24 protein-coding genes are annotated in these 25,970 nt (G+C 51.3%); 19 read left to right on the top strand and 5 right to left on the bottom strand.

What is annotated here, in order from left to right; all coding sequences use genetic code 11:
- The first annotated feature begins 22 nt into the window (after nt 1-22).
- The 6 genes from BLQ59_RS03880 (at nt 23) to BLQ59_RS03855 (ending at nt 4,582) form a co-directional block, all read left to right on the top strand.
- Nucleotides 23-949: an NAD-dependent epimerase/dehydratase family protein gene (locus BLQ59_RS03880; protein WP_074571608.1), complete on the top strand. Its 927-nt coding sequence runs from the start codon at nt 23-25 to the stop codon at nt 947-949.
- 24 nt (nt 950-973) lie between these two features.
- The gene (locus tag BLQ59_RS03875) at nt 974-1,894 is read left to right on the top strand and encodes an NAD-dependent epimerase/dehydratase family protein (protein WP_074571607.1); all 921 of its coding nucleotides are present in this window, start codon (nt 974-976) and stop codon (nt 1,892-1,894) included.
- Nucleotides 1,878-2,453: a dTDP-4-dehydrorhamnose 3,5-epimerase gene (gene rfbC / locus BLQ59_RS03870; protein ID WP_074571606.1), complete on the top strand. Its 576-nt coding sequence runs from the start codon at nt 1,878-1,880 to the stop codon at nt 2,451-2,453. Before BLQ59_RS03875 ends, rfbC begins: the two co-directional genes overlap by 17 nt.
- 1 nt (nt 2,454) lies before the next feature.
- Nucleotides 2,455-3,597, top strand: a complete 1,143-nt coding sequence (glf, locus tag BLQ59_RS03865) for a UDP-galactopyranose mutase (RefSeq protein ID WP_218122864.1) — start codon at nt 2,455-2,457, stop codon at nt 3,595-3,597.
- 236 nt (nt 3,598-3,833) lie between these two features.
- On the top strand, nt 3,834-4,424 hold the full coding sequence (locus BLQ59_RS03860) for a helix-turn-helix domain-containing protein (RefSeq protein WP_074571604.1): 591 nt from the start codon (nt 3,834-3,836) through the stop codon (nt 4,422-4,424).
- Nucleotides 4,412-4,582 (top strand): Arc family DNA-binding protein, encoded by a 171-nt coding sequence (locus BLQ59_RS03855; RefSeq protein ID WP_074571603.1) that lies wholly within the window; start codon nt 4,412-4,414, stop codon nt 4,580-4,582. The genes BLQ59_RS03860 and BLQ59_RS03855 overlap by 13 nt, the downstream gene beginning before the upstream one ends.
- Nucleotides 4,583-4,641: 59 nt before the next feature.
- On the opposite strand, the gene BLQ59_RS03850 is transcribed toward BLQ59_RS03855, so the two are convergent.
- A complete protein-coding gene (locus tag BLQ59_RS03850; protein ID WP_074571602.1) occupies nt 4,642-5,547 on the bottom strand; it encodes a PRC-barrel domain-containing protein in 906 nt (301 codons plus the stop codon).
- Nucleotides 5,548-5,562: 15 nt separating this feature from the next.
- Nucleotides 5,563-6,819, bottom strand: coding sequence for a cell envelope integrity protein TolA (gene tolA / locus BLQ59_RS03845; protein ID WP_074571601.1), 1,257 nt, complete (start codon nt 6,817-6,819; stop codon nt 5,563-5,565).
- Between the two features lie 224 nt (nt 6,820-7,043).
- Between tolA and BLQ59_RS03840 the strand changes: the two genes are divergently transcribed.
- From BLQ59_RS03840 to ptsP, 3 genes are all read left to right on the top strand, one after another.
- Nucleotides 7,044-8,723, top strand: a complete 1,680-nt coding sequence (locus BLQ59_RS03840) for a sigma 54-interacting transcriptional regulator (RefSeq protein ID WP_074571600.1) — start codon at nt 7,044-7,046, stop codon at nt 8,721-8,723.
- 289 nt (nt 8,724-9,012) lie between these two features.
- Nucleotides 9,013-9,279 carry an HPr family phosphocarrier protein gene (locus tag BLQ59_RS03835; protein WP_014425795.1) on the top strand — a complete coding sequence of 89 codons (267 nt, stop codon included), beginning with the start codon at nt 9,013-9,015 and terminating at the stop codon, nt 9,277-9,279.
- 103 nt (nt 9,280-9,382) lie between these two features.
- Nucleotides 9,383-11,095 (top strand): phosphoenolpyruvate--protein phosphotransferase, encoded by a 1,713-nt coding sequence (gene ptsP / locus BLQ59_RS03830; RefSeq protein WP_074571599.1) that lies wholly within the window; start codon nt 9,383-9,385, stop codon nt 11,093-11,095.
- A gap of 53 nt (nt 11,096-11,148) precedes the next feature.
- On the opposite strand, the gene BLQ59_RS03825 is transcribed toward ptsP, so the two are convergent.
- Nucleotides 11,149-11,709 (bottom strand): hypothetical protein, encoded by a 561-nt coding sequence (locus BLQ59_RS03825; RefSeq protein WP_074571598.1) that lies wholly within the window; start codon nt 11,707-11,709, stop codon nt 11,149-11,151.
- Between the two features lie 218 nt (nt 11,710-11,927).
- On the opposite strand from BLQ59_RS03825, the gene BLQ59_RS03820 reads away from it, so the two are divergent.
- Entirely contained in the window at nt 11,928-12,551 is a 624-nt protein-coding gene (locus BLQ59_RS03820; protein WP_143005275.1) for a hypothetical protein, read from the top strand.
- A gap of 22 nt (nt 12,552-12,573) precedes the next feature.
- The gene (locus tag BLQ59_RS03815; RefSeq protein ID WP_081342437.1) at nt 12,574-13,137 is read left to right on the top strand and encodes a hypothetical protein; all 564 of its coding nucleotides are present in this window, start codon (nt 12,574-12,576) and stop codon (nt 13,135-13,137) included.
- Nucleotides 13,138-13,271: 134 nt separating this feature from the next.
- Here BLQ59_RS03815 and BLQ59_RS03810 read toward each other — a convergent pair whose 3' ends face one another.
- The gene (locus BLQ59_RS03810; RefSeq protein WP_074571596.1) at nt 13,272-14,150 is read right to left on the bottom strand and encodes a response regulator; all 879 of its coding nucleotides are present in this window, start codon (nt 14,148-14,150) and stop codon (nt 13,272-13,274) included.
- Entirely contained in the window at nt 14,147-15,544 is a 1,398-nt protein-coding gene (locus BLQ59_RS03805; protein WP_074571595.1) for an ATP-binding protein, read from the bottom strand. Before BLQ59_RS03805 ends, BLQ59_RS03810 begins: the two co-directional genes overlap by 4 nt.
- A 170-nt stretch (nt 15,545-15,714) precedes the next feature.
- On the opposite strand from BLQ59_RS03805, the gene BLQ59_RS03800 reads away from it, so the two are divergent.
- From BLQ59_RS03800 to BLQ59_RS03765, 8 genes are all read left to right on the top strand, one after another.
- Nucleotides 15,715-17,139 carry a DASS family sodium-coupled anion symporter gene (locus tag BLQ59_RS03800; RefSeq protein WP_074571594.1) on the top strand — a complete coding sequence of 475 codons (1,425 nt, stop codon included), beginning with the start codon at nt 15,715-15,717 and terminating at the stop codon, nt 17,137-17,139.
- A gap of 168 nt (nt 17,140-17,307) precedes the next feature.
- Entirely contained in the window at nt 17,308-18,699 is a 1,392-nt protein-coding gene (locus BLQ59_RS03795) for an aspartate ammonia-lyase (protein WP_074571593.1), read from the top strand.
- 131 nt (nt 18,700-18,830) lie between these two features.
- Nucleotides 18,831-20,360 (top strand): LPS-assembly protein LptD, encoded by a 1,530-nt coding sequence (locus BLQ59_RS03790; RefSeq protein ID WP_074571592.1) that lies wholly within the window; start codon nt 18,831-18,833, stop codon nt 20,358-20,360.
- 6 nt (nt 20,361-20,366) lie between these two features.
- A complete protein-coding gene (locus BLQ59_RS03785; protein WP_074571591.1) occupies nt 20,367-21,353 on the top strand; it encodes a bifunctional heptose 7-phosphate kinase/heptose 1-phosphate adenyltransferase in 987 nt (328 codons plus the stop codon).
- Between the two features lie 10 nt (nt 21,354-21,363).
- Nucleotides 21,364-21,825 (top strand): D-glycero-beta-D-manno-heptose 1-phosphate adenylyltransferase, encoded by a 462-nt coding sequence (rfaE2, locus tag BLQ59_RS03780; RefSeq protein WP_074571590.1) that lies wholly within the window; start codon nt 21,364-21,366, stop codon nt 21,823-21,825.
- A 4-nt stretch (nt 21,826-21,829) separates the two neighbouring features.
- Nucleotides 21,830-22,846, top strand: coding sequence for a glycosyltransferase family 9 protein (locus BLQ59_RS03775; RefSeq protein ID WP_074571589.1), 1,017 nt, complete (start codon nt 21,830-21,832; stop codon nt 22,844-22,846).
- Between the two features lies 1 nt (nt 22,847).
- Nucleotides 22,848-24,788 (top strand): LTA synthase family protein, encoded by a 1,941-nt coding sequence (locus BLQ59_RS03770; protein WP_074571588.1) that lies wholly within the window; start codon nt 22,848-22,850, stop codon nt 24,786-24,788.
- Nucleotides 24,789-24,790: 2 nt separating this feature from the next.
- The gene (locus tag BLQ59_RS03765; protein WP_176756716.1) at nt 24,791-25,969 is read left to right on the top strand and encodes a glycosyltransferase family 9 protein; all 1,179 of its coding nucleotides are present in this window, start codon (nt 24,791-24,793) and stop codon (nt 25,967-25,969) included.
- Nucleotide 25,970 lies beyond the last annotated feature (1 nt).

The following is a 25,970-nucleotide window of genomic DNA, read 5'->3' as shown; positions in this document are numbered from 1 at the left end:
AGTGTGAAAGAAGGTTAGGGATATGAACGGTGCTATTGTTACAGGGGCAAATGGCTTTATTGGGAGTCATGTTGTACGCCAGTTGCTCCAGAAAGGTATCCGTGTTTTGGCACTCTGCCATAACGGTAAGTGCAGTAATTTGCCGCAATCTGATTTATTAACGGTATATCCATATGCATTGGAAAAAGCATGTAATTTTGCTAATATCTGCCCCCCCCCAGAAGACACTGGTTACGATGTGTTTTATCACTTTGCCTGGAAAGGGGCGGCAGGTGCGGCGAGAGCAGATACTGCCTTGCAGCTGGATAATGCGCAGTGGACAGTAGATGCGCTGCATTTAGCAAAAGCGCTGGGATGCAGGCGTTTTGTCGGTGCTGGTAGCATTATGGAACATGAGACGGTGGCGGCGGCCTTTGCCAAGGAGAACCAGCCTGGCCTGGGATATATTTACGGTGGCGGAAAGCTGATTGCCCATGTTATGGCAAAATCCGTAGCTGCTGATATCGGGATTGAATTTGTCTGGCCTATGATTACCAATGCTTATGGTGTTGGAGAAATAAGCCCTCGGTTGGTCAATAGTACAATCCGGAAGATCCTGCAGGGAGAGTCACCACGTTTCACGGCCGGCACGCAGAATTATGATTTTGTGTATATTGATGATGTGGCAAGAGCATTTTGCTTGATCGGTGAGAAGGGCAAGCCCTTTTGTGAATATCTGATTGGCAGTTCGCAGGCACGTCCCTTGAAAGAATTCCTGCTGGAGATGAAACAGTCGATAGCCCCGGACAAGGAGTTTATTTTTGGTGACGTTCCATTCACCGGCATCAATTTGCCTCTTAGCTGCTTTGACGGTCGTGAGACTGAGCAGGATACCGGTTTTCGTGCAGAGATTAGTTTTGCAGAAGGTACGAGAAAAACACGGGATTGGATGGCTGGCCTCACGAGCTGATTGCTTATGAGGGAGTGGTCTTAGGTGAAAAAAAAGTTGACTTGCGCTATCGTTACGGGAGCTAGTGGGTTTATAGGACAAGCATTGTTGCGATTTTTGACCAGGAAGAAGATAGCTGTTGTGGGCGTGGTAAGGAGGGAATCTTTCCAGGATTTGTTTCAATCGCCCCTTCTTACCTATATGACTTGCAGTATGGAGCATTATGATAAGCTGCCACAGCTGTTGTCTGAAAAAGGGTTACGCCCTGACGTCTTTTATCACTTGGCTTGGGATGGAACGGCTGGCAGTGACAGAGCTGATTACCGTAAACAGTGCAGAAATGCATGCTGTATCTGTGATGCAGCGATAGTGGCCAAGGAAATTGGCTGCCACCGTTTTGTGGTTACAGGGACGGTGACAGAATTTGTGGCAGACGATTTAATCAAATATGGATATACGGCAGAAAATCTGATGTATGGCTTGTCCAAGGCATACGCGCATAAGCTTCTCGATATCGTGGCCAGGAAGCAAGGATTGGATTATGTCTGGGCAAGGCTAAGCAATATATATGGTGGGCAGAATGGTTCAGGAAATTTGATTTCCTATACTATGAAGGAACTGCGTTTTGGCCATATGCCTACTTATGGCCCTTGTGAGCAACCTTATAATTTCACTTATATCAATGATGTTTTAGAGGCCTTGTACCTATTGGGCAGTGCAGAAAAACTAAGCCGAGCGGAATACTTTATTAGTAATGGTGAATGCCGTCTGTTAAAAGAATACTTACAAAGCCTTGTGAGCCTGATGGGGGGCAAGATTGGTATTGGCATGCGTTCGGATGATGGTGTCAGATATCAGAAAATATGGTTTGATAGCAGCCATCTACAAGAGGAACTGGGCTTTCGGCCTAAGTATCAGTTTGAGGATGGCATAAAGGAGATAATGCAGGATGAATACAAAGTTTGAATTCAAGGAAACGGATATACCGGGATTATTGGAAATAACGCCGTTTAATGCAGAGGATGTGCGTGGCTGCTTTACAAAGGATTATTCGCAGGAGGTATTTGCTGCGAATGGTGTGAATCACGAGTTGGCAGAAGTTTTTTATACAACCTCCCATAAGGGAGTTATACGGGCATTGCATTTCCAGCGGGAAAAACAACAGCCTAAGTTAGTACGTTGTGTTACTGGACATGTGTATGATGTAGTGGTCGATATGCGGAAGAATAGCCCGACTTATAAAAAGTGGCTTGGGTTCGACTTGTTGGGCGATAAGCATAATGAGCTTCTGGTTCCAGCCGGCTGCGCCCATGGGTATCTTGTGCTGGAAGATTCCATTGTATCCTACAAATGTGCAGAAAAGTTTTATGGCGAATATGATGGTGGCATAAGATGGAATGATCCGGATATTGCAGTAAAATGGCCAGTGGAAAAAATTGGTGGCGAAGATAAGCTGATTCTGGCAGACAAGGATAAGCAGCTACCGTTCTTTAGGGAATTTGTGGATAAGTATGGAGCTTTTTGATATGGACTATTTAGTGATTGGTTCCGGTCTGACTGGTGCAGTAATTGCTAGAAAATTAGTAGACCACGGACATAAGGTTACGATATGGGAAAGACGCTCCCATATCGGCGGCAATATGTATGACTATAAGGATGAACATGGCATAAATGTGCATAAATACGGTCCTCATACGTTTCATACAAATGATAAGAACTTATATGATTTCATGCTTCAGTATGAAAAGTGGGAGCCATATGCGATAAAATGTGGAGCGCAGATTGATGGGAAATTTACGCCAACGCCATTTAACTTTTCCACGATAGAAACATTTTACAGTGAAAAGGAAGCAGAAGAACTCAAAAAGCAAATCAGGAACGTATTTGGTGATCAAACTACAGCTACGGTGGTGGATGTCCTGTCCTGTGAAAATGAGATTGTGCGAAATTATGGTGAATTTTTGTTTTCTAAGGATTACAGCTTGTATACAGCCAAGCAATGGGGAATATCGCCAGATAAGATTGACCCGAGCGTGCTGAAACGTGTTCCCTTAAGATTTTCCTATGATGAAGGCTATTTCGATGATGAATATCAGGTGATGCCTGCCAATAGCTACTGCGAGTTCTTTCATAACTTGTTGTCGCATGAAAATATTGAGGTAAAGTTAGGAATAGAGGCGTTGGAACATCTGACTGTATCGGCAGATGGCAAAAATATCCTGTTGGATGATGAAATTTCTCCATATAAGATTGTCTATACCGGTGCTTTGGATGAATTATTTGGAATGGATGAAGGCGCCTTGCCTTATCGTTCCTTGCGTTTTGAATGGCATTATGAGGATAAGGAAAGCTTGCAGCCGTATCCGGTTACAGCATACCCACAGGCCGAAGGCTATACCAGAATCACCGAATACAAAAAAATGCCTGTACAGAACGTATCAGGTACAAGCTATGCAGTGGAATACTCGTTGCCTTATCAAAAAGATAAGAAACAGGAACCATATTATCCTGTATTGACGGAAGAAAGCATTAAGCTAGCAAAAAAATATCAGGAACGAGCGAATAAAATAGCTGGTTTTTATTTTTGTGGAAGGTTGGCTGACTTTCAATATTATAACATGGATCAAGCCCTCGGACGTGCGCTAATGATGGCAGCTAAGTTTTATTGATATGCAGGCTCTTGCTAAACTACGGAGCTGGACGCATATCAAGGGCATAAAAGAGTTGCTCAAAAAACTGCCTGGACAAAAGTAGCCAGTCAGTGAGAGCATTATTTGAGTTGTTGTACATGCATAAAGGAATTTTGAATGATAGGTATATGAATAGGCGACATAATCATGTTGGTGGTCAGGAAATTATCCGATGAATACATATTGATGAAGGTGAATTTGAGGCGGTGATGTTTATGGCAGCGAAGATTTATGGATATGCTGAAAATGAGGAGGATGTCAAGGCTTTGCATTCCTTTGCTGATGTAGACATCATCGTCGAGGATATGGAAGAGCGCGGTCAGTATCGGATGCTCAGGCGATTCCTGCGGGAAGGCGATACGCTGATGGTGGCGCATTTGTCGGCACTGGGGGACAGCGATGGGGTTGTTCGTGACGAAGTGGATTATCTGGTACAGCGTCAGATTCGATTGCAGGTTTTGGAGCTGCCCATCACATTGCAGGATTTGGATGAGGTATCAGCATCCGTAGCTTATCAAATGTTAAAGGATGTTTTGCAGGTTTATCAGCAACGGCAGGAAGAACGGCAGACGATATGGAGCGTGCGCCAGCAGGAAGGAATTCAGGCCGCAAGAAAAGCCGGCCGCCGGTTCGGACGGCCCGCTATTGCATATCCGCAGGGGTGGAATCATATATTGGAAGCGTGGCAGGCGCGAGAAATCAGTGTGATGGATGCCTGCCGCAAGTTGAAAATGTCCCGGTCAACGTTTTACCGGATGGTAAAACGATACCGGCAGGGAGGGGAGACTGAAGAATGTTTGTCGTAAAGCAGAGTCAGGATATGGTCAATAAGACTTTCCGGTTTCCGCAGGAACTGGTGGAGCGGCTGGAACGGGTGGCGAAGGAACAGAATGTTTCTGTCAACAGTCTGGTGAAGCAGTGCTGTGAATATGCGCTGGGGAATATGGCGCATGATGATAAATGAAGGCATGAAAAAAGAGATTCGATTTGCTGTGTGCATCTCGGATCTCTTTTTTATTGTTCTTACTGTACGTTCATGGACAGTTCGATGAATTTGTTAGCCAGTTTGGCTTTCTGCAGGACTTCTTCGGTGATGTCCTGGCCGGCTTCTACGATAACGATGCCGTTATCCATCTTAATGTCGCGAGCGGCCTTTTTGCCCAGGAGAAATCGACGATGGCGTTCTTCAGACGCTTTGTCAGCAGCGGCCTGTTTAGCGGCATCTGCTTTCGGAGCCTCTTTCTTGGGCTCAGCCTTGGGGGCGGGAGCAGCCTTCGGAGCTTCCTTCTTGGGTTCTGGTTTAACTTCTTCTGCTTTGGGAGCTTCGGCCTTCGGTGCTTCTTCTGCTTTGGCAGGTTCAGCAGGCTTTGCCTCCTCAGCCGGTGCTTCTTCAGCCTTCGGCGCTTCCGGCTCTGCCGGTGCCTTTGGGGCTTCAGGAGCTTTGGACATTACATTATTTTTTTTTTCCCCGGTGGGATCGATTACCGTTACCTGCTTACCGAAGATGGAAATCTGATCGGTAGCCACATCGGAAGTCGTGCCATCGGGTGCAGTGATTTCGCATTTTTCAATCTTGCCATCGTCGCCGATGTAGAGCTCGGTAACCTTGCCCTGGATTGTACCGGACTTGGTGATGGCCTTGGTGTCGATGATGCGGATGTTTTCATCAAGCAACGCTTCGTAATCGCCAGCCGCGTCCAGTGTCAGGATGTTTTCGCTGTTGGTGATGGTGACAGCATCGTCACCGATAGCAATCACGGACTCATACGGGATGAGCTTTACACCGCGGTACCAGTCTGCATCTTCAATGGTGATGGCTGCTACCGTGCCGTTCTTGGCATCGATCAGGAGCGTTTTGCTGACGCCCAGCTCACGGCCTTCCGTGATGCTGATAATCGGCAGACCAAGGATTTCTACACTTTTCTTCATGAATGATTCCTCCAATTATTTTGCGCTGTCGCTGTGTGCCTGAAATTCATCTTCAATTTCCTGCATGATATTCCCCGGTATTTGCGGGAAGGGAGTAGATAGCGCAGCATGTTTGGCAAGTATATCCTGAACGGTGCCAAGGTAGTGGATGTTCTTGGTGAATTCCTGACACATGGCATCGTTTTGGGCAATGATGGGTAGATCGAGGGCCTTCTTGTAGGTGGCGATAGCGCCGCTGTAATTGGCCTGTTCCTTGTAGAGATTTCCCAGTTCAATGACGAGGAACGGCGTGTAATCGTCGTCGCTATAGCGGTCGATGGCCTCGTGATAAGCAAAGATGGCATCCTTCGGCTGGGCGTCCTTGGTTTCGTAGGCGAAGTCCAAAAGGGCATCCAGCGTGTCCATCGAAGAAAGCTCGGCTTTGAGCGCCTGCTCGTGCGCGCGGCGTTTTTCGGCCAATTCGCGCTCCTGCGCAGCTTTCTTGGCTGCAGCTTCGGCCTCCTTACGAGCTTTTTCTTCTGCCTTGGCCTTAGCTTTCGCCTCTGCCTCGGCTTTGGCTTTTGCGGCGGCTTCTGCCTTGGCTTTTGCCTCGGCGGCGGCTTTCGCTTTTTCCTCCGCTTTCTTGCGGGCAGCTTCTTCTTTGGCTTTGCGCTTGGCTTCCTGCTGGGCTGCTTTTTCGGCTTTGGCGCGCGCTTTCGCCTCTGCGGCTGCCTTAGCTTTGGCTTTTGCCTCAGCTTCAGCCTTCTGGGCTATGAGCTTGGCGGCGGCTTCTGCCTCGGCGATTGCCTGCTGGGCATTGGCTTCGGCAGCGATAGCAGTTTTTTCTGCAATGGGTGCGGCTGGTTTTTCTGCTTTGACCTCCGCAGGCGGTTCGGTTGCCACGGGTTTTTCCCCAGTTACCGCGGCTTCTGTCCTGCGTCTGGCTTCCAGCACGTCTTCCGCTGGTGGCGGCGCGGGCTGGTCTTCTGGCGGCAATGCCTCCGTGTGCAGGACGGTACAACCGCCAGCGATGGCTTCCTCCCGGCGCAGCATTCGTTCATTGAAAAAGGTAACCACTGCTGCCGCTGTCACGACTAATATCCCCAAACGCAGATAGTGTCCTTTGTCGAGGAAGGGACTCATGGTGATGGCCATGCCGTTGACGATCAGGGCCATCACGGCGCAGAGCACTAAGGAAGTCCATTTCATCTCGATATCAAAAAAGTGACATAGTCGATAGATGAGGAAGATGCTGATGGTCATGATCGAACCTGTTATCAGGATGAATGTCATGTTTCCCACCTCTTCCTGAAAGTGAGCATTAAGAGTATACTCACCATCTTATAAACTTTTCGACAATAATAGAAAAGTTCCTGCCGATTTTTGCACATTTGCGCAAAAATGACAAACCTTCCCCCACAGTATACCATATTATGAGGCTTTTGTGCAGAGAAATTTGCTACTATTCCCTCGTCGTTTGATGTATAATGAAGGAAACAGAAAGGAACGATGGCCTTATGATGTATGAACAGGAGGCCGTGGTCCATCATGAAAGCGGTATACATGCGCGTATTGCGGCCATGATCGTCCAGCGGGCTCAGGAACTCAGTGAAAAATACGCTACGCCGCTTTTCCTGCGCAGCCGCCGCAGTGAACGGCTCGAAATGCGCAGTCTCATGAAGCTCGTGGCACTCAAGATCCGCAAGGGGGATTCGCTGTTCGTATCGGCAGAAGGCGATGCCGGGCGGCAGGCCGTTTATGAGATGGTGCGCTTCCTCGAGGGCGATTTCGAGATGCGGGAGCCGGGCAAGATCCATGAGATGGACAAGCTCCTGCATGAGAATGCCCTGATGCAGGAACGCCTGCAGATGATCTTGGAGGCCGTGCAGGATGGCATTTGCGTGGTGGACAGGACCGGCGAGATCACCTATGTGAATCCCTCCTATCTGCGCATTGTCCATAAGACGCCGGAGATGGTCATGGGGCAGAACGTCTTCAAGACCGCACCGGATGGCAATCGCTGCGCGGTGCTGCGCACCGGTGTGGCGCGGATTGGCAGCATCAGCCGCAAGAAGGACGGTACGACGGTCGTGGCCAATGTCAACCCGATTTTCGTCAATGGCGAGATTGCGGGCGTGGTCTCGGTCATCAAGGATATCACGGAATTGCAGAACCTCATGGCGCGCCTGTCGCAGGTGTCGGCCAAGGCGGAATATCTGGAGCAGGAACTGCTGCGCACGAAGAAGACGGCCAATGCCTTTGCCAATTATATCGGCAAGAGCGGCAAGGTCATCGACGTGCTGGCGCTGGCGTCCAAGGCGGCGGGCTCGGGCGCCACAGTGCTGATCCGCGGCGAGAGCGGCACGGGCAAGGAGGTCATCGCCGAGGGTATCCACTATGCCAGTGAACGGCGGCGGGGGCCGTTTATCCGCGTGAACTGCGGTGCGATTCCCGGCACGCTTTTGGAATCGGAACTCTTTGGTCATGAGAAGGGGGCTTTCACGGGCGCCGTCAAGCGCAAACTGGGGAAGTTCGAGCTGGCTGATCATGGCACGATTTTCCTCGATGAGATCGGCGAGATGGACAAGAAGATGCAGGTAAAGCTGCTGCGCGTCCTGCAGCAGAAGGAATTTGACCGCGTGGGCGGCGAGGAGACGGTCCATGTGGATGTGCGTATCATCGCGGCCACCAACCGGCATCTGGAGGATATGGTCAAGGACGGGACCTTCCGCGATGACCTCTACTATCGGCTCAATGTCATTCCGATTATCCTGCCGCCGTTGCGGGAGCGCATCGATGACATCCCGTTGCTCGTGGAGCATTTTATCGAGAAGATCAGTGTGACCACAGGCAAGACCGTGCGCAGCATCACGCCGGAGGCCATGGACATCCTGATGCGCTACAAATGGCTGGGCAATGTGCGGGAGTTGGAAAACGTCATCGAGCGCGTGATCACGCTGATGGACAGCGATACGATCACGGTGGCCTCATTGCCTTCCTATATAAAGGGTGAGGCTGCGGATCGCGAAGTCCAGCGGCTGGATGAGGAAAGCGCGGTGCTGCCCTGGGAGGAATATGAGAAGCGCATCATTGCCAAGGCGCTCAAGCAATGCGGCAGCTTCAATGCGGCTGCCAAGGAACTCAGGATCACACATAAAACCGTTGCAGCCAAGGCGAGGAAATATGGCATTTCTTGATTTTGGTAAAAAATACCATATTTGGTAAATTTTACCAATAAAACCAATAAAATTGGTAAAATTTACCAGAATAATAATTGTTCCAGTGCGGAGTGCGGGGATTAAATATTATTTTTCATTTTCCCCTTTCCCCTAAAAACAGGTCAGATGACAGTTTTTGGGTAAAATTTACCCGGATTGCAAAAGTTGGCACGGTATTTGCATTTATATAAGGCAGTTAAATATTTTTCATGTTCGTATATCGCATTAGCGATTTAGGATATGTTATGTAAAGAGGAGAGGTATTCAAATGACTCAGGAAGTAGTAACTATCGAAAACAAAACTGGTATCCATGCCCGCCCGGCATCCATCTTCGTACAGACGGCTACGAAGTTCAAGTCCAAGGTTCAGATTCAGGCCAAGGGCAAGACGGTTGACGCTAAGTCCATCCTCATGATCATGAGCATGGGCCTCGTTCAGGGCACGGAAATCACGATCGTTGCTGATGGCCCGGATGAAGCAGATGCAGTTAAGGCTCTGAAAGAGCTCGTTGATTCCAAGTTCGGCGAAGAATAAGAACTAATTGGAATTTTAGGAATCGCCTTCTTTCCAAGGATTGGAACTTTGGAGGAAGGCGTTTCTTGTATGTCATAGTATCAATTTCAGGGGGAAAAATAAAATGGCAGAAGCAATCAGAGGTAAAGGCGTTATTTCCGGTATAGCCATCGGTAAAATCATGCTGGCAGGTCAGAACCTGGACGGCTATCTGGTGAACTACCAGCCGGAGTCCAAGGAAGTGGAAGCAAAGAAGGCTCAGGATGCCCTGACCGCCGTTGCTGAAACTCTGCGTGAAAATATCGAACGCCTGCAGAAGCAGGAAATGGTGGAGCAGGCTGCAATCATGGAAGCTCATCGCATGATGGTGCAGGACCCCATGATGGCCCAGAAGATCGAAGAAAAGCTGGATGAGAATGCCAATGCTCCGCAGGCTGTGCTCAAGGCTGCTGAAGAACAGGCTCAGATGTTCGAGTCCATGGAAGATGAATACTTCGCAGCCCGCGCCGTTGACCTCCGTGACGTAGGTAAGCGCGTAGCCAAGTACATCCTGGGCGTAAAAGAACCGGAACTGGGTGACGAGAAAGTTATCCTCTGCGGCCGTGAAATCGAGCCTTCCGTCATCGCTGGCATGCCGACGGACAAGATTGCCGGTGTTATCCTGGGTTCCGGCTCCACGACGGCGCATGCAGTTATCATCGCCAAGGCTCGTGCTATCCCCACCATCGTTGGCCTGAACAAGGAAGATCGCATCGACAAGATCGCTGACGGCGACCATGTCATCATGGACGGTGAAGAAGGCAAGATCATCGTGAACCCCAGCGAAGAAGAACTGGCTGGTTACAACGAAAAGATCAAGAAGCAGCAGGAACTGGCTGCTCACTATGCTCAGCTCAAGGACCTGCCGGCAGTTACGACGGACGGCGTGAAAGTTGACCTCATGGCTAACATCGGTACGCATATGGACGTGGACAACGCTCTCAAGTATGGCGCCAAAGGCGTAGGCCTGTTCCGTTCCGAGTTCGTGTTCATGGGCCGTCAGGACATCCCGAACGAAGAAGACCAGTTCAAGGCTTATAAGGAAGCCGTTGAAAAGTGCCAGGGCAACCTCTGCGTTATCCGTACCATGGATATCGGCGGTGACAAACCCCTGCCGTACCTCAACATTCCGGAAGAAGAAAACCCGTTCCTGGGCTACCGTGCAGTCCGCATCAGCCTGCAGCGCCGTGACCTCTTCCTGCCCCAGTTGAAAGCTATCCTGCGCGCCGGTGTATACGGCAAAGTCGGCATCATGGTGCCGATGGTCATCAACGTGGCTGAGTTCAAGAAGGTTAAAGAATTCATCGAAGAAGCTAAGCTCGAACTGACGCATGAAGGCAAGGCTTATGCAGAAGATGTTCAGGTTGGTATCATGGTTGAGACGCCGGCTGCTGCTGTTATGACGCCGGTTCTGGCTAAGTACGTGGACTTCTTCTCCATCGGTACGAACGACCTCGTTCAGTACACGCTGGCTTGCGACCGCGGCAACGCTAACATCGCTGAACTCTACAACCACTTCAACCCGGCTGTACTGCAGCTGATCCAGCGCACCATCACCAGCGCCCGTGAAAACGGCATCTGGGCCGGCATGTGCGGCGAGATGGCCAGCGATCCGAATGCTGCTGTCATCCTGATGGCTATGGGCATCAGCGAACTCTCCATGAGCGCTCCGTCCATTCCGCGCGTTAAGGAAAAGATCCGCAACATCAGCTCCACGAAGGCTAAGGAAATCCTCGCTGACGTGATGAAGATGGAAGACGGCGACGAAATCAAGGCATACCTGAGCAAGGTGCTCTAAGATATAACGCAACATAAAAGAAGACGCATTCCGCTTGTGAATGCGTCTTTTTCTTATAACCCGATTTCTTCGCTGTGTTCCTGCATGCCTTTGATGCAGTGTTCCATAACTGTACCCAATTCCATGCCGAGATTTTCCACGCCGCGGTTGATGATTTCGCGGTTGCATTTGGCGGCGAATTTCTTGTCTTTGTATTTTTTCTTGAGGGATTTTACAGCCATGCCGTCCATTTTTTCGGGACGCATCAGGGCGTAGGCCTGGACGATGCCGGTGAGTTCGTCTACGGCGAACAGGCTCTTTTCCAGATTGGTGACGGGTTTATGCTCGTTTGTGGTGATGCCGTAGCCATGGCTGATGATGGCGCTGATATCCTCGTCATCCACGCCTTCGCCGGCCAAAAGTTCCCGTACATGATGGCAGTGTTCAGTGGGAAATTTTTCGTAATCTACATCGTGCAGCCAGCCGATGGCTTCCCAGTGTTCCTTGTCTTCGCCGTAGGCTTCGGCCATAGCCCCCATGGCGGCGCTGACAGCTGCCGCATGATGGAACAGATGTTCCTCGGTAGTATGCTTGGCGAGGATTTCTTTAGCTTGAGACAGGGTTAATTTGCTCATAAGGATGCCTCCTTGTGTGTAAAGTTGTAAATATGTTTGAAGAATATTATAGGTGTCTGCAGTTTTGTTGTCAATTAAAATGAATGTTGGACAGCTTCACGGTATGCATTTAATAAAATTCTAATGAATTTCTAATAATTCCTTGAAATGAAATTTTACAGGTAGTATACTAAAATAGGTGAGAATTTATTTTAGTTAGTATAGCGAGGTTGGTACGAATGCGAATATTGTCGATGCTGTTGGTAACGGTTTTTGTGTTGGAGAATCTGCTTTTGGGAACGGTTTATGCAGCGGAGGCAATTGACATTCATAAGACGCCGATAGTGCGGGCTAATACGGTGAAGAAGGGCGATGCCTATATCCCAGGTGGCACAGTTTTGGAAGCAGAGGTTACGCGCAATGTGTCCTCCCATGATTTTCGCACGGGGGATCAGCTGCCACTGCGTTTGGCAGAGAATCTGTATGTAAATGATGTCCTTGTAGCTCCTCGCGGCACGCGTATTGAAAGTGTCATCACCAAAGCACGCCGCTCCGGAGGTTTCGGCATCCGTGGCAAACTGGAATTCCATGTGGTGTCTATGCGGACGCTCAATGGTGTGGAAATTCCCTTGCAGCGGGAAATCAAGAAAAAGGGCGAAAGCGATAACGGCGCTGTTGCCGTAGGGCTTTTTGTCAGCCTGTTGGGCGGTGCTTTCATGAAGGGCAGGAATTCCAGCATTCCTCAGGGAACGAGATTTACGGTAGAGGTCACAGAGGATACGGATTTGGATACGCCGTTGAATCAGCTGGCAGAAGCGATGGATTCGTATAGATCTTATGGTGTTTCTGTGAGAAGCAGATAATTTCCCGAGGAGTTAATGAGAAATGCTGAAGCGATTTATTTTTGTACTGGCAATGTTCCTGGCGCTGAGCAGTAATGGCGTGGCTGCGGCGGCAGGGTTAAGCAAGATAGCAGTAGTTCCCTATGTCAATGCGACAGAGGAAACGAAGGATTATGTCAAGGATACCATTGACGATTGGTATATGCATTATTTTGATCAGGAAGATCTGTTGATTGTGGACAGGGAAGAGACGGAAACAGTGCTTACCAAATCCGGTTACGATCCTGATGATATGATGCTGCCTTCCGAGCGGATAATGGCCAAGGTTGCCCGGCAGACGGGAGCGGATTATGTGGTGGCCATGGAAGTGGTTAATCTGAAACCTACCCGTCATATATCGTTTTTTTCGTCCAAGGTAAATACGACTGTCCGGCTGAAATATCATTTCTATAACGCAGCCACGGATCAGATGGTAACTTTTCAGACGACTGGTGTGAACAACAATAAGGCAGTTGCCATCGGGTTCAGGAGTTATAAAAAGAGCATCAGCGATGCCCTGCAGATGGCTATGGAAAAGGGCATAGACCGTATGAAGGGCTTGATCTGAATATAATAGAAAAAGACGCATTCATTGTTGAGTGCGTCTTTTATTGTGGATAAATACCCATGAAATGCACAGATTATCCCCAAAGTATGGGGATAATGTGGATAAAATTGTGGATAACTATGCGGTTTTGGGCATTATTTTGCTTTTTGTGCGGTATCGTAGAGGGCATGGATGAATTTTTTCATGTTGATATGCACCTGGGATGGACCGGGCTTCTCGTCATTTTCCAGCAGGCGCATGGTGCTGCGGATGTCGTTGTAATCGAAATACAGTGGGGCATAGTCTTCGAACTTGGGGTTGGTATAGTCGAGGACGCCCATGCTGGCCACGTTGATATGGGCCTGGAAGATGGTGCGGCGCAGGCGCTGTTCCATGGCTTTGGCTTCTTTGGCGGGATCTTCGGCACCATGATTTTCGGCTACGGCGGTGAACAGGCCTTTGAGGGCGGTGAGTTCCCCGCCGTTTTTTTCGATGTAGGTAATGATGTTCAGCAAATCATGTGCGCCGGGAGCGCTGCGGATGCCGAGCTCCTTGAGCTGGTTTTCTGCGCGGGTGCGGGTATTTTCTTTGGGCTGAGCAGGCGCAGAGGGATTTTGCGGATTGAGGCTCAGCAGGGAGTTCTGCAGGTTTTGGGCAAAGGATTCGAGCCGCAGGTGTTCGCTGACGTTTTTGAGGACGCTGACGATTTCATTGCGGTTCAGGGGTTTCATGATGTAGTAATCAATGCCCTTTTCGTAGGCCTTGCCGACGAGGTCTTTGCTTTCAACCTGGGAGAGCATGATGATCTTACCGGGGAACGTCTCTTTGATGCGGCTGACGGCCTGGATGCCGTCGAGGCCGGGCATCAGCATGTCGATGATCAGGATGTCGATATGCTGGCTCAGCAGCATTTCTGTGCTAAGTTCCAATGCAGTGGGCAGGGAGGCGGTTACGTCGCCGAGGTTGTAGTCTTCGATGATGTCCTGCAGCATCATGCGGACGGCATCGTCATCGTCTATCAGCATAATATTCATGAAGGGGATTCTCCTTTGCTTTTTATCATGCCTTCCCCTGGAGGGGAAGGTGGTACGCGCAGCGTGACGGATGAGGTGGCGGGCTTATGCAGTTTTTGGCAGGGGAGGTCGAGGTGGCAGCAGACTTTGTCCGCGCCATCAGAGGTCAGTTCAATACTGCCGCCCAGCGTTTCGGTCTGGTGTTTTACATAGGTCAGTCCCACGCCGCTGGAGGCTTTGCCGGTACTGTCGAATTTGGTCGTGTAGCCCGGCGAGAATACCCGCTCCAGCCGCCGGGCGGGTATGAAACTGCCGGTGTTCTCGATGGTGATCTTCAGGCGGCCGTCACCGGTGCCGCCGATGATGGTGGTGGTGATGGTGCCTCTTGTTTCGATGGCTTCCACGGCGTTGGCAACCAGGTTGTTGAGGATGGATAAGAGCATGAAGGAATGGAGTGGCGGCAGGCCCGAGGGGACTTTGGTGCTGAAGAAGATTTCCTTGCCCAGTGAACGGGCATATTTTTTTTGGGTATGCACCATGAGTTTGACGATCTTGTCCGGCGGCAGGTAGTCATCCACGCGGCGGTTCTGTGTGAGTTCCTGCAGGCCGGCGTAGATGCGTTGGTGATTTTTCTTGATATCATGGCACTGGCCGGCAATGCGCAGGATCTCATGGGCAATGGCCTCGTCCTCGGGGGTGTGGGCGGTGTTTTTCAGGCGTTCGTAGACGTTGTAGCAGTCATGGGTGACGGCTTCAGCGCTCTGCAGGGAACATTTCAGCTCGAAGACTTCTTCATAAAGACCGGCAATCAGCATGGTGAGCCGGTCTTTTTCCTTTGTCTTTCTGGTCAGCCGCATTTCCGTATTGTAGAGCTGGAACAGGAAGAAGAAGGAGAGGATGAAGAAGCAGCGCAGGATGGCGATGAGCACGAGCCTGCCCAGCATGCCGAGGGTGAAAGTCTCCGACTGCTGGTAGGCGATGGCGTTCATCGCGGCAAGCTCCCCGACGCTGGCGAAAACCTCGGCGATAATGGCCCAGAAGGCGATGCCCAAGGCCTGCTCATAGATGGATTTGCGGGAGAGCTGGGGCAGCGCGAAGAACAGGGCGTAGACAAAATAGTAGAAGAAGTTCGGGATATGTTCAATAAGCGCATCGGGCAGGGGCGCACCATAGAACATATCCAGCCCTGTGCGGAACAGCATGACGGCCGTTCCCGCCACCGCGCCGGTAAACAGACGGGGGAAGGTGCTGAGCCAGAGCAGGAACAGCAGGAAGACCGGCGAACCGAAGCTCACGCGGAAACTCGCAAAATCCCCGCTGAAGGGATGCATTTTCGGTTCCCCGGCTAGCGGCACGAGGATGATCATGAAGAGGAGTACCAGCCAGTCCTGGCGGGTTGGTTTGTCGGTATTCATAGCAGGCTCCTGAGATATGTAAAAAATAAATAAAAAAATAAATCTGTTTAATCAATCGGATTTTGTAGTTTTCTGTAGTCATTCCTTTATATTATTATCATCAATTATATCATAAGTCAATCTGTGAATGAGATTGGCTTGGTGAGGGATTTATTTTGGAGGGATTAGAGATGTCTGATTCTAAAGGCGGATTGAGTCCGCTGATTCGTGGCCTCATGTGTGTGGCCATTGGTGCTATCATCTGGTTCATTCCGGCACCTGCCGGAGTTACGGCGCAGGCCTGGGGGCTGCTGGCCATCTTCATTGCGACGATTGCCGGCTTCATTCTCCAGCCGATGCCGATTGGTGCGATTGCCTTGATTGCGCTGACGCTGCTGCCGATTCTCGGCATCATGAAGACCGGAGAGGCGCTCGCAGGTTTTTCCAACACGACGATCTGGCTGATCGTATCGGCCTTCATGTTCGCCGAAGGTTTTATCAAAACCGGCCTGGGCAAACGCATTTCCTATATGCTCCTGTCGAAATTCGGCAGCAGCACCTTGCGCGTGGCTTATGTCATGAGCGCTGCTGACTTCGTTATCGCCCCGTTCACGCCGTCCAATACGGCTCGCGGCGGCGGCATCATCTTCCCGATTGTTCGCAGTATCACGGCAGCTGTCGGTTCCGATGCCGATAAGAAAACCAATGTGCGCACGGGCGCATTCCTGATGTTCAGTGCCTATGCAGCGGTTATCACCTCTGCCTGCATCTTCCTGACGGGCGCATCGAACAACGTGCTCTGTAATACGCTGGCACAGCAGATTTTCGGCACGTCCATCGGCTGGGGCGAGTGGTTCATGGCCTGCATCATTCCCGGTCTGATCCTGACCGTGGCTACGCCGTATATCCTCTACAAACTCATCAATCCGGAACTCAAGAATACCCCGGAAACCATGGAACTGGCCAAACGCGAACTGGCCGAGATGGGCCCCATGAGCAGCAAGGAAATCATGCTGAGCATCATCTTCGTGGTTGCTTTGGTCATGTGGGCAACGGGCTCCTATCATGGCATTGACTCTGCTTTTGTCGCATTGCTTGGTCTTTCCGCTATGTTGCTGACGAAGATCCTCGACTGGTCGGATGTGGCGCATCAGCATGCTGCCTGGGATGTACTCGTCTGGATGGGCGTCCTCGTCAATATGGCTGCCTTCCTGTCCAAGTTCGGTCTGATGAAATGGTTCGCGGATGTGATGGCTGCCCAGTTTGCAGGCATGGAATGGCTGACCATGTTGGTGGTACTCAGCATCATCTATACGCTGGCACATTATCTGCTGGCCAGCAACTCGGCGCATATCATGGCCCTGTTCGCGGCCTTTGCTACGATTCTCGTGGCTGCTGGTGCTCCGGTTCTCGGCGTATTGATCCTGTTCGGCGCACTCTGCAACAGTGCCTCCTTCCTTACGCACTATGGCTGCGGCGTTACCCCGATTTTCTTCGGTGCCGGCTTCATGGGGCAGGGTGAATGGTGGAAGATCGGTTTCATCATCACGGTGCTGCATATCATCGTTTGGATGGGCGTAGGCCTGCCGATTATGAAAGTGATTGGGATGCTGTAAAAAAAAACGTGGACAAATTCCTCAAAATGTACTTGCATGTATTTTGTATACATGATACAATGAGAAACAAGTTAAGGGATTGGCGATAAACAATAACCAACACGACAATCTCTGGCTATAAAAATGTGATGTGTGTTGTTTCTGAAATGGAAAGGAACGTGGATAAAAATGAGAACAGAGCATGATTTCCTTGGCGAACTGCAGGTACCGGACGATGTATATTATGGTGTTCAGACCACCCGTGCGATGGAGAATTTCAAGATCACGGGACAGCGGATTGATACGGATTTTGTGCAGGCTTATGCCAAGGTAAAGAAGGCCACGATCATGGCGAACATGTCCACTGGCCGCATGCCGAAAGAAGTTGGCGAACCGTTGATCCAGGCTGCAGATGAAATCATCGCGGGCAAGATGCTGGATCAGTTCCCGGTCGATCCGATTCAGGGCGGTGCTGGTACTTCTGTGAACATGAATGTCAACGAAGTCCTCTGCAACCGGGCACTCGAAATCATTGGCAAGCCGAAAGGCAGCTATGATATCATCAGCCCGAACAATCATGCCAATATGGCTCAATCCACGAACGATACCTTCCCCACGAGCATCAAGGTCTGCCTGTCTTACAAAGGCAAGAAACTGACGGCTGCACTCGAAAGACTGGCTAAAGAGCTCGACAACAAGGGCGAGGAATTCAAGGATATCCTCAAGATGGGGCGCACGCATCTGCAGGATGCTGTACCCATCACGCTGGGGCAGGAAATGCAGTCCTATGCTTCGGCAGTACGCCGCGGCGCTGACCGCATCAACCATGCCATCGATACCATCCATGTAGTCAACATGGGCGGTACGGCAGTAGGCACCGGCCTCAATGCTGAACCGGAATATATCAAGAAAGTTGCGGAAACCCTGTCGGAAGTGACCGGCGAGAAATATGTGACCGCTGACAACATCATCGATGCCACCAACAATACGGATGGTTTCTCCGATGTGTCCAGCGCGATGAAGACCACGGCGCTCGTGCTGATCAAGATGGCCAATGACTTCCGTCTGATGGCTTCCGGTCCGCGCTGCGGCCTCAACGAACTCAAGCTGCCGATGCGCCAGCCGGGTTCCTCCATTATGCCAGGGAAAGTTAACCCCGTTATTGCAGAGGTTCTTGATCAGGCCTGCTATCAGGTCGTAGCGAACGATATCGCGGTTTCCCTTGGCGTAGAGAACGGACAGTTCGAACTCAACGTCATGGAGCCGGTCATCAGCTTCAACCTGTTCAACTCCATGAAGTACCTGACCAATGCCGTGAATACATTCGTCGATAAGCTCCTGCTTGACCTGCAGCCCAACAAGGAACAGTGCCAGGAATGGCTCGACAAGAGCGTGGGCATCGTCACGGCCATGCTGCCGCATATCGGCTATGAAAACTCCGCGATGATTGCCAAGGAAGCCTATAACACGGGCCGTCCGGTACGCGAAGTCATCCTCGAGAAGGGCCTGATTTCCAAGGAGCAGATGGAAAAGATTCTGCAGCCGAAAGAAATGACCACTCCGGGTATTGCCGGCAAATAATCCGCCAGACTAATAACATTTCCATAAAAAGTGCCTGCCCTCTGTGGCGGGCACTTTTATTTTATAGATAGAGGTGTTAAAATATAAGGTATTGATTCGAGGCAGAATTCCTGAACGATAGGAGAATTTTAATGAATAAACAGAAGCTTGCGGGGCTGGTGACCGCAGCACTTATGCTGCCCTTCATGAGCGGGATGGCCAGTGCTGAATATCATGCAGACTCCGATACAGGCATTGATGCGTTAGATTACATCGAGGAGCAGCACCGTACCGAACGGGAAAACCGGTTGACGGCAGAACAGCAGAAACTGCTGGACGATGCCAAGGCGATGGAGCGGAATCTTCGTCATCCTGTGGATCCGAAAAAAGCGGCTCCTGTGGCCTTTGAGGGTGAGGAACTCACCTATGATGAACGCGACGGCAGCTTTGTGGCCAAAGGCAAAGTGGATATCCTGCAGATGGACGCACATCGTTTCCAGGGCGAAGAGGTCACAGGTAATACCAAGAGCCAGGATGTGAATATCCCGGACAAGGCCCATATCCTGCAGATGACACCGGGACAGGTGCGTGTGACTTTGGATGGTTACAAGGCACATTACAACTATGGTGCAAAAACTGGTTCGCTGGAAGATGTCAAAGGCAAGGCTGGTGCGCACTATATAACCGGTAAGCGGTTTGAGTTCTATCCCGATAGGATCGTAGTCTATGATGGGACAGAGAGCAAGTGCGGTGCCAAAAGGCCGGACTACCATCTGAGCGCAAAGAAGATCGTCTATTATCCCAATCAGAAGCTCGTGATGGAGAATGTGAAGTTCCATCTGCGGGGCCGGGTAATCCTGACCAAGAAGCATTATGAAACCGGGGTGGGTGCTGGCGCTTCCAAGAAGCACGTTTTCCCGCGCGTGGGTTACAATAATGATGATGGCGCGTATATCCGCTGGGATTTGACATTCCCCTTGCGCAAGAATCTGGATGCGAATACCAATATTTTCATCAATACCAAGGATGGATGGCGTTCCAATTATGATCTGACCTGGCAGAATGCTGGCATGAAAACCGGTGTGCGCTATGGATACTTTGAAGACAGCGATAATGAGTGGATCAAGAAGGAGCCTTCTGCCTTCTGGAATTATGGCGATCATATTGGCAAGACGCACTTCACTTATGGCCTGAATACGGAATATGGCCGTTGGTATGGTAATGGCGTGCATAGTAATCATGGAGAATATGGCGTATCGCTGGGATACGATCCGATTCGGTTCCACCGTTATACCTTGTATCTGAAAACGGGTTACAGTATTACCCGGGAGTCTTATAATGATTCCCGCGTGTCTGGTATTAGTGGGGATGCTGTGCTGACCAAGGATTTCAATGAGCGCTGGGCCGCTTATGCTGGTTATCATTATAGCAAGAAGAATCGGAATAACACCCTCTTTGATTATGATACCGATGATTATTCCAAGAAACTGGAGGGCGGTTTCAGCTATCGAATTGATGATATCAATCGTATTGCCGTGGGCACGAAGTATGATCTGGATCATAGTAAATGGAAGAATATTGACTATTATTGGTACCATGACCTGCATTGCTCACAGGTTATCCTGCGTTATAAATCGCGGGAAAACAAATGGAATATTCGTTGGCAGTTTACACCGTGGTGATAAAGTATGAAACAAGAACTCGAAAGTATTATTGAAGAGATCCAAGGCAAGAACATCCTTGTGATTGGTGATATGGTGGCCGATATCTATCTGGATGGCCGCATTTCCCGCATTTCGCGGGAGGCACCGGTGCTGGTCTTGAAGCAGGCCGGTGAGAAAGTGGTGGCCGGCGGTGCTGCCAATGTGGTCAACAATGTGGCGACATTGGGCGGCAATGTCTTTGCCGTGGGGCTTTTAGGTCTCGACAGTGCCGCGAAGGGGCTCAAGGAAGCCCTGGAAAAAAATGGCGCGCATACCGATGGGCTGTTCTGCGATGAGAAGCGTCCCACCATATCCAAGACGCGTGTCATTGCCGGTGGCAGAGCTACCGTAAGCCAGCAGATCGTGCGCATTGACAAGGAAAGCGACAAGCCGATGCAGAAGGCCCATGAAAGCCAGATCAGCCAGTATATCGAGGCCCTGCTGCCGCAGATTGACGGCGTGGTGCTCAGTGACTATGGCTCCGGCACCATTACGGAAAAACTGCAGCAGCAGATTATCTCCTACTGCCGGGAACATGATATCCCGAGCATGGTGGACAGCCGCTATGACATCCATCGTTTCCGGAATGTCGGCTATGTCAAGCAGAATGATGCGGAACTGGCGGCCGCCGTAGGCAGGGAGCTGCCGGACGATGAGAGTATCTTCACTGCCGGTCAGGAACTCCTGGAGGAACTGGCCGCCGATGGTGTATTGGTAACCCGGGGCGAGAAGGGCATGGTCCTGCTGGAAAAAGACGGTGCCATCCATGATATCCCCGTTTCCGACAAGAGTGAGGTATTCGATGTGTCTGGTGCCGGTGATACCTGCGTGTCCACGGTAATCCTGGCCCTGGCTGCCGGCGTGGAGCCGGTGCGGGCAGCAGAACTCAGCAATATCGCCAGCGGCATTGCCGTGCGTAAGCTGGGAACGGCAACGGTTTCTGCCGAGGAACTGCGCCGGGCTTTGCGTTAAAGGAGAAAATATGATCATAGAACGTAAAGATATTGAGAAATTCGCCGAAATCCTGCGTAAGGGCGGCCAAAAAGTTGTCTTTACCAACGGCTGCTTCGATATCCTTCATGCCGGGCATGTGACCTATCTGGAAGCGGCCAAGGCGCAGGGCGATGTGCTGATCCTCGGGCTCAACACCGATGAATCCGTGCGCCGTCTCAAAGGTCCCGAACGTCCCATCAACGGGGAACAGGACCGGGCAAAAGTCGTGGGCGCACTCAAGGCCGTGGATTATGTGGTCTTCTTCGGCGAGCAGACCGCCGAGGCCGTGATTGCCGAAGTCAAGCCCGATGTCTATGTCAAGGGCGGTGACTATACGCTGGATACCCTGCCTGAAGCCAAGATCGTACAGAGTTACGGTGGCAGGGTGGCCTTCATCGATATGGTCGAAGGCCGTTCGACGACGAATATCATCAAGAAGATAAAGAGTTGAGCAAATGAAAAACTTTTTGATTGTAAAACTTAGCGCCATTGGCGACGTGATCCACGCTCTGCCGGTGGCTTATGCTTTGAAAGAGAAAGAGCCTGACTGCCATATCACCTGGGTGGTGGAACCGCCAGCGTTCGATCTGGTCAGCATGAGCCCCTATATTGACGAGGTCATCCTCTTTGAGAAGAAGAAATTCAAGTCCTTGGGGGGCTTTTTGCGCGAATATGGCCCGCTGAAGCGCAAGATCCAGCAGCGCCACTATGATGCCGTGCTGGATCTGCAGGGACTCTTCAAGTCGGCGGCCATTGCTCGTCTGGGGCAGGCGCCGGTGAAACTGGGCATGTGCAATATGCGGGAGCTCAGCGATAAGATCTCGCGGCCGGTGATTGGTCCGCATGCTCATGGTCATATCGTGGAGCGCTATCTGGATGTGGCCAGAGCATTGGAATGCCCGGTCCATGAGGTGCGCTTTGCTTTGGATGTGCCGGAGCGGGAAGCAAGCCTTGCCCAGCAGATTTTTGCCCAGGCAGGGGCCAATATGGCTAATCCTTATGTGGTGCTGGCTGTGGGGGCGAACTGGCCCAACAAGCGCTGGCCGGCAGAGCATTTTGCTCGGTTGGCGGATTGGCTTTACGAACAGAAAATGATTCCCGTCCTGGTGGGCGGCGGTATGGTGGATGAGCAGCGGGCGGCAGAGATCTGCAGCCAGTGTGAGATCCCGCCACTGAATCTGGTGGGGAAAACGAATTTCAAGCAGCTCACCTATATCCTGCAGAATGCGCGTAGTACGGTAGGTGGGGACACCGGTCCGGTGCATCTGTCTGCTGGCTTGGGCACGCCAACTGTCATGGTCATGGGGCCGACTGACGCCAACCGCAATGGCCCCTATGGGCAGATGGAACATGCCATCGAGGTGGATCGCTCCTGCAAATATTGCTGGCAACGTGCCTGCCCTAAGAAGTTTGATTGCCTGGCCAATATCACGGTGGAGCAGGTGCAACGAAAGATAGAGGAGATTCTCTAGGATGCGATTAAAAGCCTATTTGAAAAATTGTCAGCTGGATTTGCGGTTGTTTGCGTTCTTGCTGTGTCTGATGGCGCTTTACCGTCTGATCTTTATGGGAAAATATGCAGGCGCTATGGCGGACACCACGGTCATGGCGGATATCGTGCAGGCGAATCTTACCGGCTTGCGGCTGTCGCTGAAAAGTGCCGGTGGTTTCACCCTGCTCAGTTTCCTGCTGGTAACACTGCCTGCGCTGGTTCGGCCGCGTTTGCAGTGGAATGGTCTGCGCTGGGGGATCGGCACGTTGGCCAGCTTCATCCTGACCGTGCTGTTCCTGGCGCGGTTTCCCTATTATGAGGAATTCCGCATGACCTATGGGCTGCAGGTATTCCAGGGATGGCATGATGACAAGCTGGCAGTCCTGGGCATGATGGTCAGTGAGTATCATCTGTTGCCGGGACTGCTGGCAGCAGCAGGCTTGACCGCAATCCTGGCCTGGGCATTGAAGAAGATACTGGCCCTGCCTGTATGGCAGAAAGAGTTCCGTCATAGCCGGGCAACGGCCGTGGGGGCATTCCTGTTTACGGTCCTGTTCATGTTCCTGTGTCGTTTCGGCGGCGGTGTATCCTATGCCACTGGCATAAATTGGGAGAATGCAGCCGTCACAGGGGATGATTTCCTCAATGAGTGCATATATGATGATGTACAGGCCATGTACCGCGCCGTGCAGCAGGAAAAGCGCATGCAGGCTGGTGATATCTATGGTGTGGACAAGGACGAGGTGAAGCAGCTCACAGCAGAGCAGGTCGCGGCAGCGTTGACACGTCAGGCGCCGGGCGCGAAAATTGCGAAGCCTAAACATATTTTCATTATCCTGGGTGAAACCTGGGCGCAGTGGCCGATGCTGGACAAATATGCCCCGTTGCAGGCGGCAGACGGCATCAAGAGCCTAATCAAAGAAGATAATGCCTATTACACGCGCAATTTCATGCCCAATGGGGATTTTACATCCATTGCCATCACGGGGATGATAACCGGTTTGTCGGAAGTGAATGTACGGGTGAATTATCAGCCGCGCAGCTTCAAGGAAATGTATCCTACTGCCATATCGATTCCGTTCCATAAGCTGGGATACAAGGTGGATTTCTGGTATGGCGGTACGCCGGGCTGGGACAGCATCAGCCGTCTGGCCTTGGCGCAGGGCTTTGATGCGTTCTACGGCTATCCGGATTTCCATGCGCCGAAGACCAATACCTGGGGCACGAATGACCGCAACCTGTTCAAGGCACTGTCTGAGCATTTGGCACAGGAAGAACCGACGGTACATCTCATCATGACCACATCGAACCATCCGCCCTATAATATCGATCTGGCGGCAGAGGGATTTGACGTGGATAAGGCTGAGCAGTCCATCCGGGAGCTGATTCCCAGTGAGAGCGATCCCCATAATCTGGCTGTCGAGGTAGGACACTATTACTATATGGATAAAGTGGTGACGGAGTTTATCCGCCAGACCAGCAAAGAATATCCGGACAGCCTCTTCGTGATTACCGGTGACCATGCCGTGCGCTCGAATCCAGGTGCGCAACCGACGATGTTCGAGTTCCAGAGCGTGCCGTTCGTGCTCTATGGAGCAGGCGTGAAGCACGATATCCTGCCCAAGGATGCCATCGGCGGACATACCGGTATCATGCCGACGCTGGTTGATCTGATTGCTCCGGCGGGCTTTGCCTATGAGTCGGTGGCGCCGGCTATCGGTGAGTATCCGGCGGCATTCAACCGCGAATACTATCTGACCGATAAGATCATGGGGCAGGTCGGCACGGATAAGACTGAGCTGTTGCCGGGCGTGGAAGCGGCAGATGTTCCTGCGGAACAATCCAGATTAGAGCCGTTTTTGCGCAAGCTGCGCACCCTGAGTTATTGGCTGATCTTGGGGAACCAAAATGAGGAGAAATAATTGTGTATCAAAATATACTGGTCATAAATCTGATGCAGATTGGCGACCTGATGTTGACAACTCCGGTGCTGGGGGCTTTGCGCAAGGCTTATCCGCAGGCGAGGCTTACCTTGCTGGCAGATACCCGCTGGCGGGATCTGGTGGAATGCAATCCCCACTTGGATGCCTGCTTGTTCATGGATAAGAAAGGTGCAGATAAGGGCCTGGCCAATTTGTGGAAATTCATCCGCAAAGTGCGGGCGCAAAAATTCGATCTCGTAATCAATCTGCACCGCAATGAACGTGCTTCGGCGGTGGCTGCTTTCAGCGGGGCAAAATACATTGTCGGTTACAGCAAGCCGCTTTTCTCGCTGCTGTTTGATCAGACCTTGCAGAACCCTTCGATTGCTCATCATGTAGGCTGGGGGCCGGGCGGGATATTTCCCCCGCATAAATATGTACCTGGCTGGGAACATCAGGTGCATGCGCACTTGAATGTCCTGCGGCAGACCTTGGGGTTCGAGCCAGAGGATGGCGGCCTCGAAATGGCGCTCAGTGCGGAGAATCAGCAGAAGGCAGATAATCTTTGGCAGGAGCATTTTGCTGCGGAAGATAAGGTGATTGCCTTCAATATCGGCGCCAGCTGGGAGACGAAGCGCTGGCTGGATGGTTATTTTGCCCAATGTGCAGACCGGCTGCTGGCAAAGGGCTATAAGATTGCTTTCTTCGGCGGGCCGATGGATCTGGCGATTGTCGAAAGATGTATCAGCCAGATGAAGCATAAGGACAGCAAGGACCTGCATATCTTTACCGGGAAGGTCAGCCTGGCGGTGTTGGCGGGCTTGCTGCAGAAATGCTGCCTGTTCCTGACGACGGATTCCGGCCCCATGCATATCGGCGTGGCCATGAATCTGCCCGTGATCACGATGTTCGGGGCTTCGCCTGTGCCAGGGTTCTATCCCTATGATGGCCGCTCCGTATTGTTGAAATCACCGGAAGAATGCCATCCCTGCGGCATCCATAAATGCCCGCGGGCGGGGGAAGAGAATCTGGCCTGCATGAAGAATATCCCCGTGGCGGCAGCGATGCACTATGTGGAAGATTTGCTGGAGAAGTTTAAGGCGAAGCCTGCTTATGAATTGCCCGCCCATAAAGGCGATTATCAGTGTCGGGTTATTGAAATATCCAAAGGAGAATTCTAAC

This window comes from Pseudoselenomonas ruminantium (assembly GCF_900104055.1).
GTDB classification, from domain to species: domain Bacteria; phylum Bacillota; class Negativicutes; order Selenomonadales; family Selenomonadaceae; genus Selenomonas_A; species Selenomonas_A ruminantium_C.
The sequence above is the reverse complement of the archived record's forward strand: the minus strand, read 5'-3'. Positions and strand labels throughout refer to the sequence as shown.

Coding starts and splice junctions, on each gene's coding strand:
- BLQ59_RS03880 (WP_074571608.1), top strand. CDS start 23: ATGAACGGTGCTATTGTTACAGGGGCAAATGGCTTTATTGGGAGTCAT.
- rfbC (WP_074571606.1), top strand. CDS start 1,878: ATGAATACAAAGTTTGAATTCAAGGAAACGGATATACCGGGATTATTG.
- glf (WP_218122864.1), top strand. CDS start 2,455: ATGGACTATTTAGTGATTGGTTCCGGTCTGACTGGTGCAGTAATTGCT.
- BLQ59_RS03860 (WP_074571604.1), top strand. CDS start 3,834: ATGGCAGCGAAGATTTATGGATATGCTGAAAATGAGGAGGATGTCAAG.
- BLQ59_RS03855 (WP_074571603.1), top strand. CDS start 4,412: ATGTTTGTCGTAAAGCAGAGTCAGGATATGGTCAATAAGACTTTCCGG.
- BLQ59_RS03850 (WP_074571602.1), bottom strand. CDS start 5,547: ATGAAGAAAAGTGTAGAAATCCTTGGTCTGCCGATTATCAGCATCACG.
- tolA (WP_074571601.1), bottom strand. CDS start 6,819: ATGACATTCATCCTGATAACAGGTTCGATCATGACCATCAGCATCTTC.
- BLQ59_RS03840 (WP_074571600.1), top strand. CDS start 7,044: ATGATGTATGAACAGGAGGCCGTGGTCCATCATGAAAGCGGTATACAT.
- BLQ59_RS03835 (WP_014425795.1), top strand. CDS start 9,013: ATGACTCAGGAAGTAGTAACTATCGAAAACAAAACTGGTATCCATGCC.
- ptsP (WP_074571599.1), top strand. CDS start 9,383: ATGGCAGAAGCAATCAGAGGTAAAGGCGTTATTTCCGGTATAGCCATC.
- BLQ59_RS03825 (WP_074571598.1), bottom strand. CDS start 11,709: ATGAGCAAATTAACCCTGTCTCAAGCTAAAGAAATCCTCGCCAAGCAT.
- BLQ59_RS03820 (WP_143005275.1), top strand. CDS start 11,928: ATGCGAATATTGTCGATGCTGTTGGTAACGGTTTTTGTGTTGGAGAAT.
- BLQ59_RS03815 (WP_081342437.1), top strand. CDS start 12,574: ATGCTGAAGCGATTTATTTTTGTACTGGCAATGTTCCTGGCGCTGAGC.
- BLQ59_RS03810 (WP_074571596.1), bottom strand. CDS start 14,150: ATGAATATTATGCTGATAGACGATGACGATGCCGTCCGCATGATGCTG.
- BLQ59_RS03805 (WP_074571595.1), bottom strand. CDS start 15,544: ATGAATACCGACAAACCAACCCGCCAGGACTGGCTGGTACTCCTCTTC.
- BLQ59_RS03800 (WP_074571594.1), top strand. CDS start 15,715: ATGTCTGATTCTAAAGGCGGATTGAGTCCGCTGATTCGTGGCCTCATG.
- BLQ59_RS03795 (WP_074571593.1), top strand. CDS start 17,308: ATGAGAACAGAGCATGATTTCCTTGGCGAACTGCAGGTACCGGACGAT.
- BLQ59_RS03790 (WP_074571592.1), top strand. CDS start 18,831: ATGAATAAACAGAAGCTTGCGGGGCTGGTGACCGCAGCACTTATGCTG.
- BLQ59_RS03785 (WP_074571591.1), top strand. CDS start 20,367: ATGAAACAAGAACTCGAAAGTATTATTGAAGAGATCCAAGGCAAGAAC.
- rfaE2 (WP_074571590.1), top strand. CDS start 21,364: ATGATCATAGAACGTAAAGATATTGAGAAATTCGCCGAAATCCTGCGT.
- BLQ59_RS03775 (WP_074571589.1), top strand. CDS start 21,830: ATGAAAAACTTTTTGATTGTAAAACTTAGCGCCATTGGCGACGTGATC.
- BLQ59_RS03770 (WP_074571588.1), top strand. CDS start 22,848: ATGCGATTAAAAGCCTATTTGAAAAATTGTCAGCTGGATTTGCGGTTG.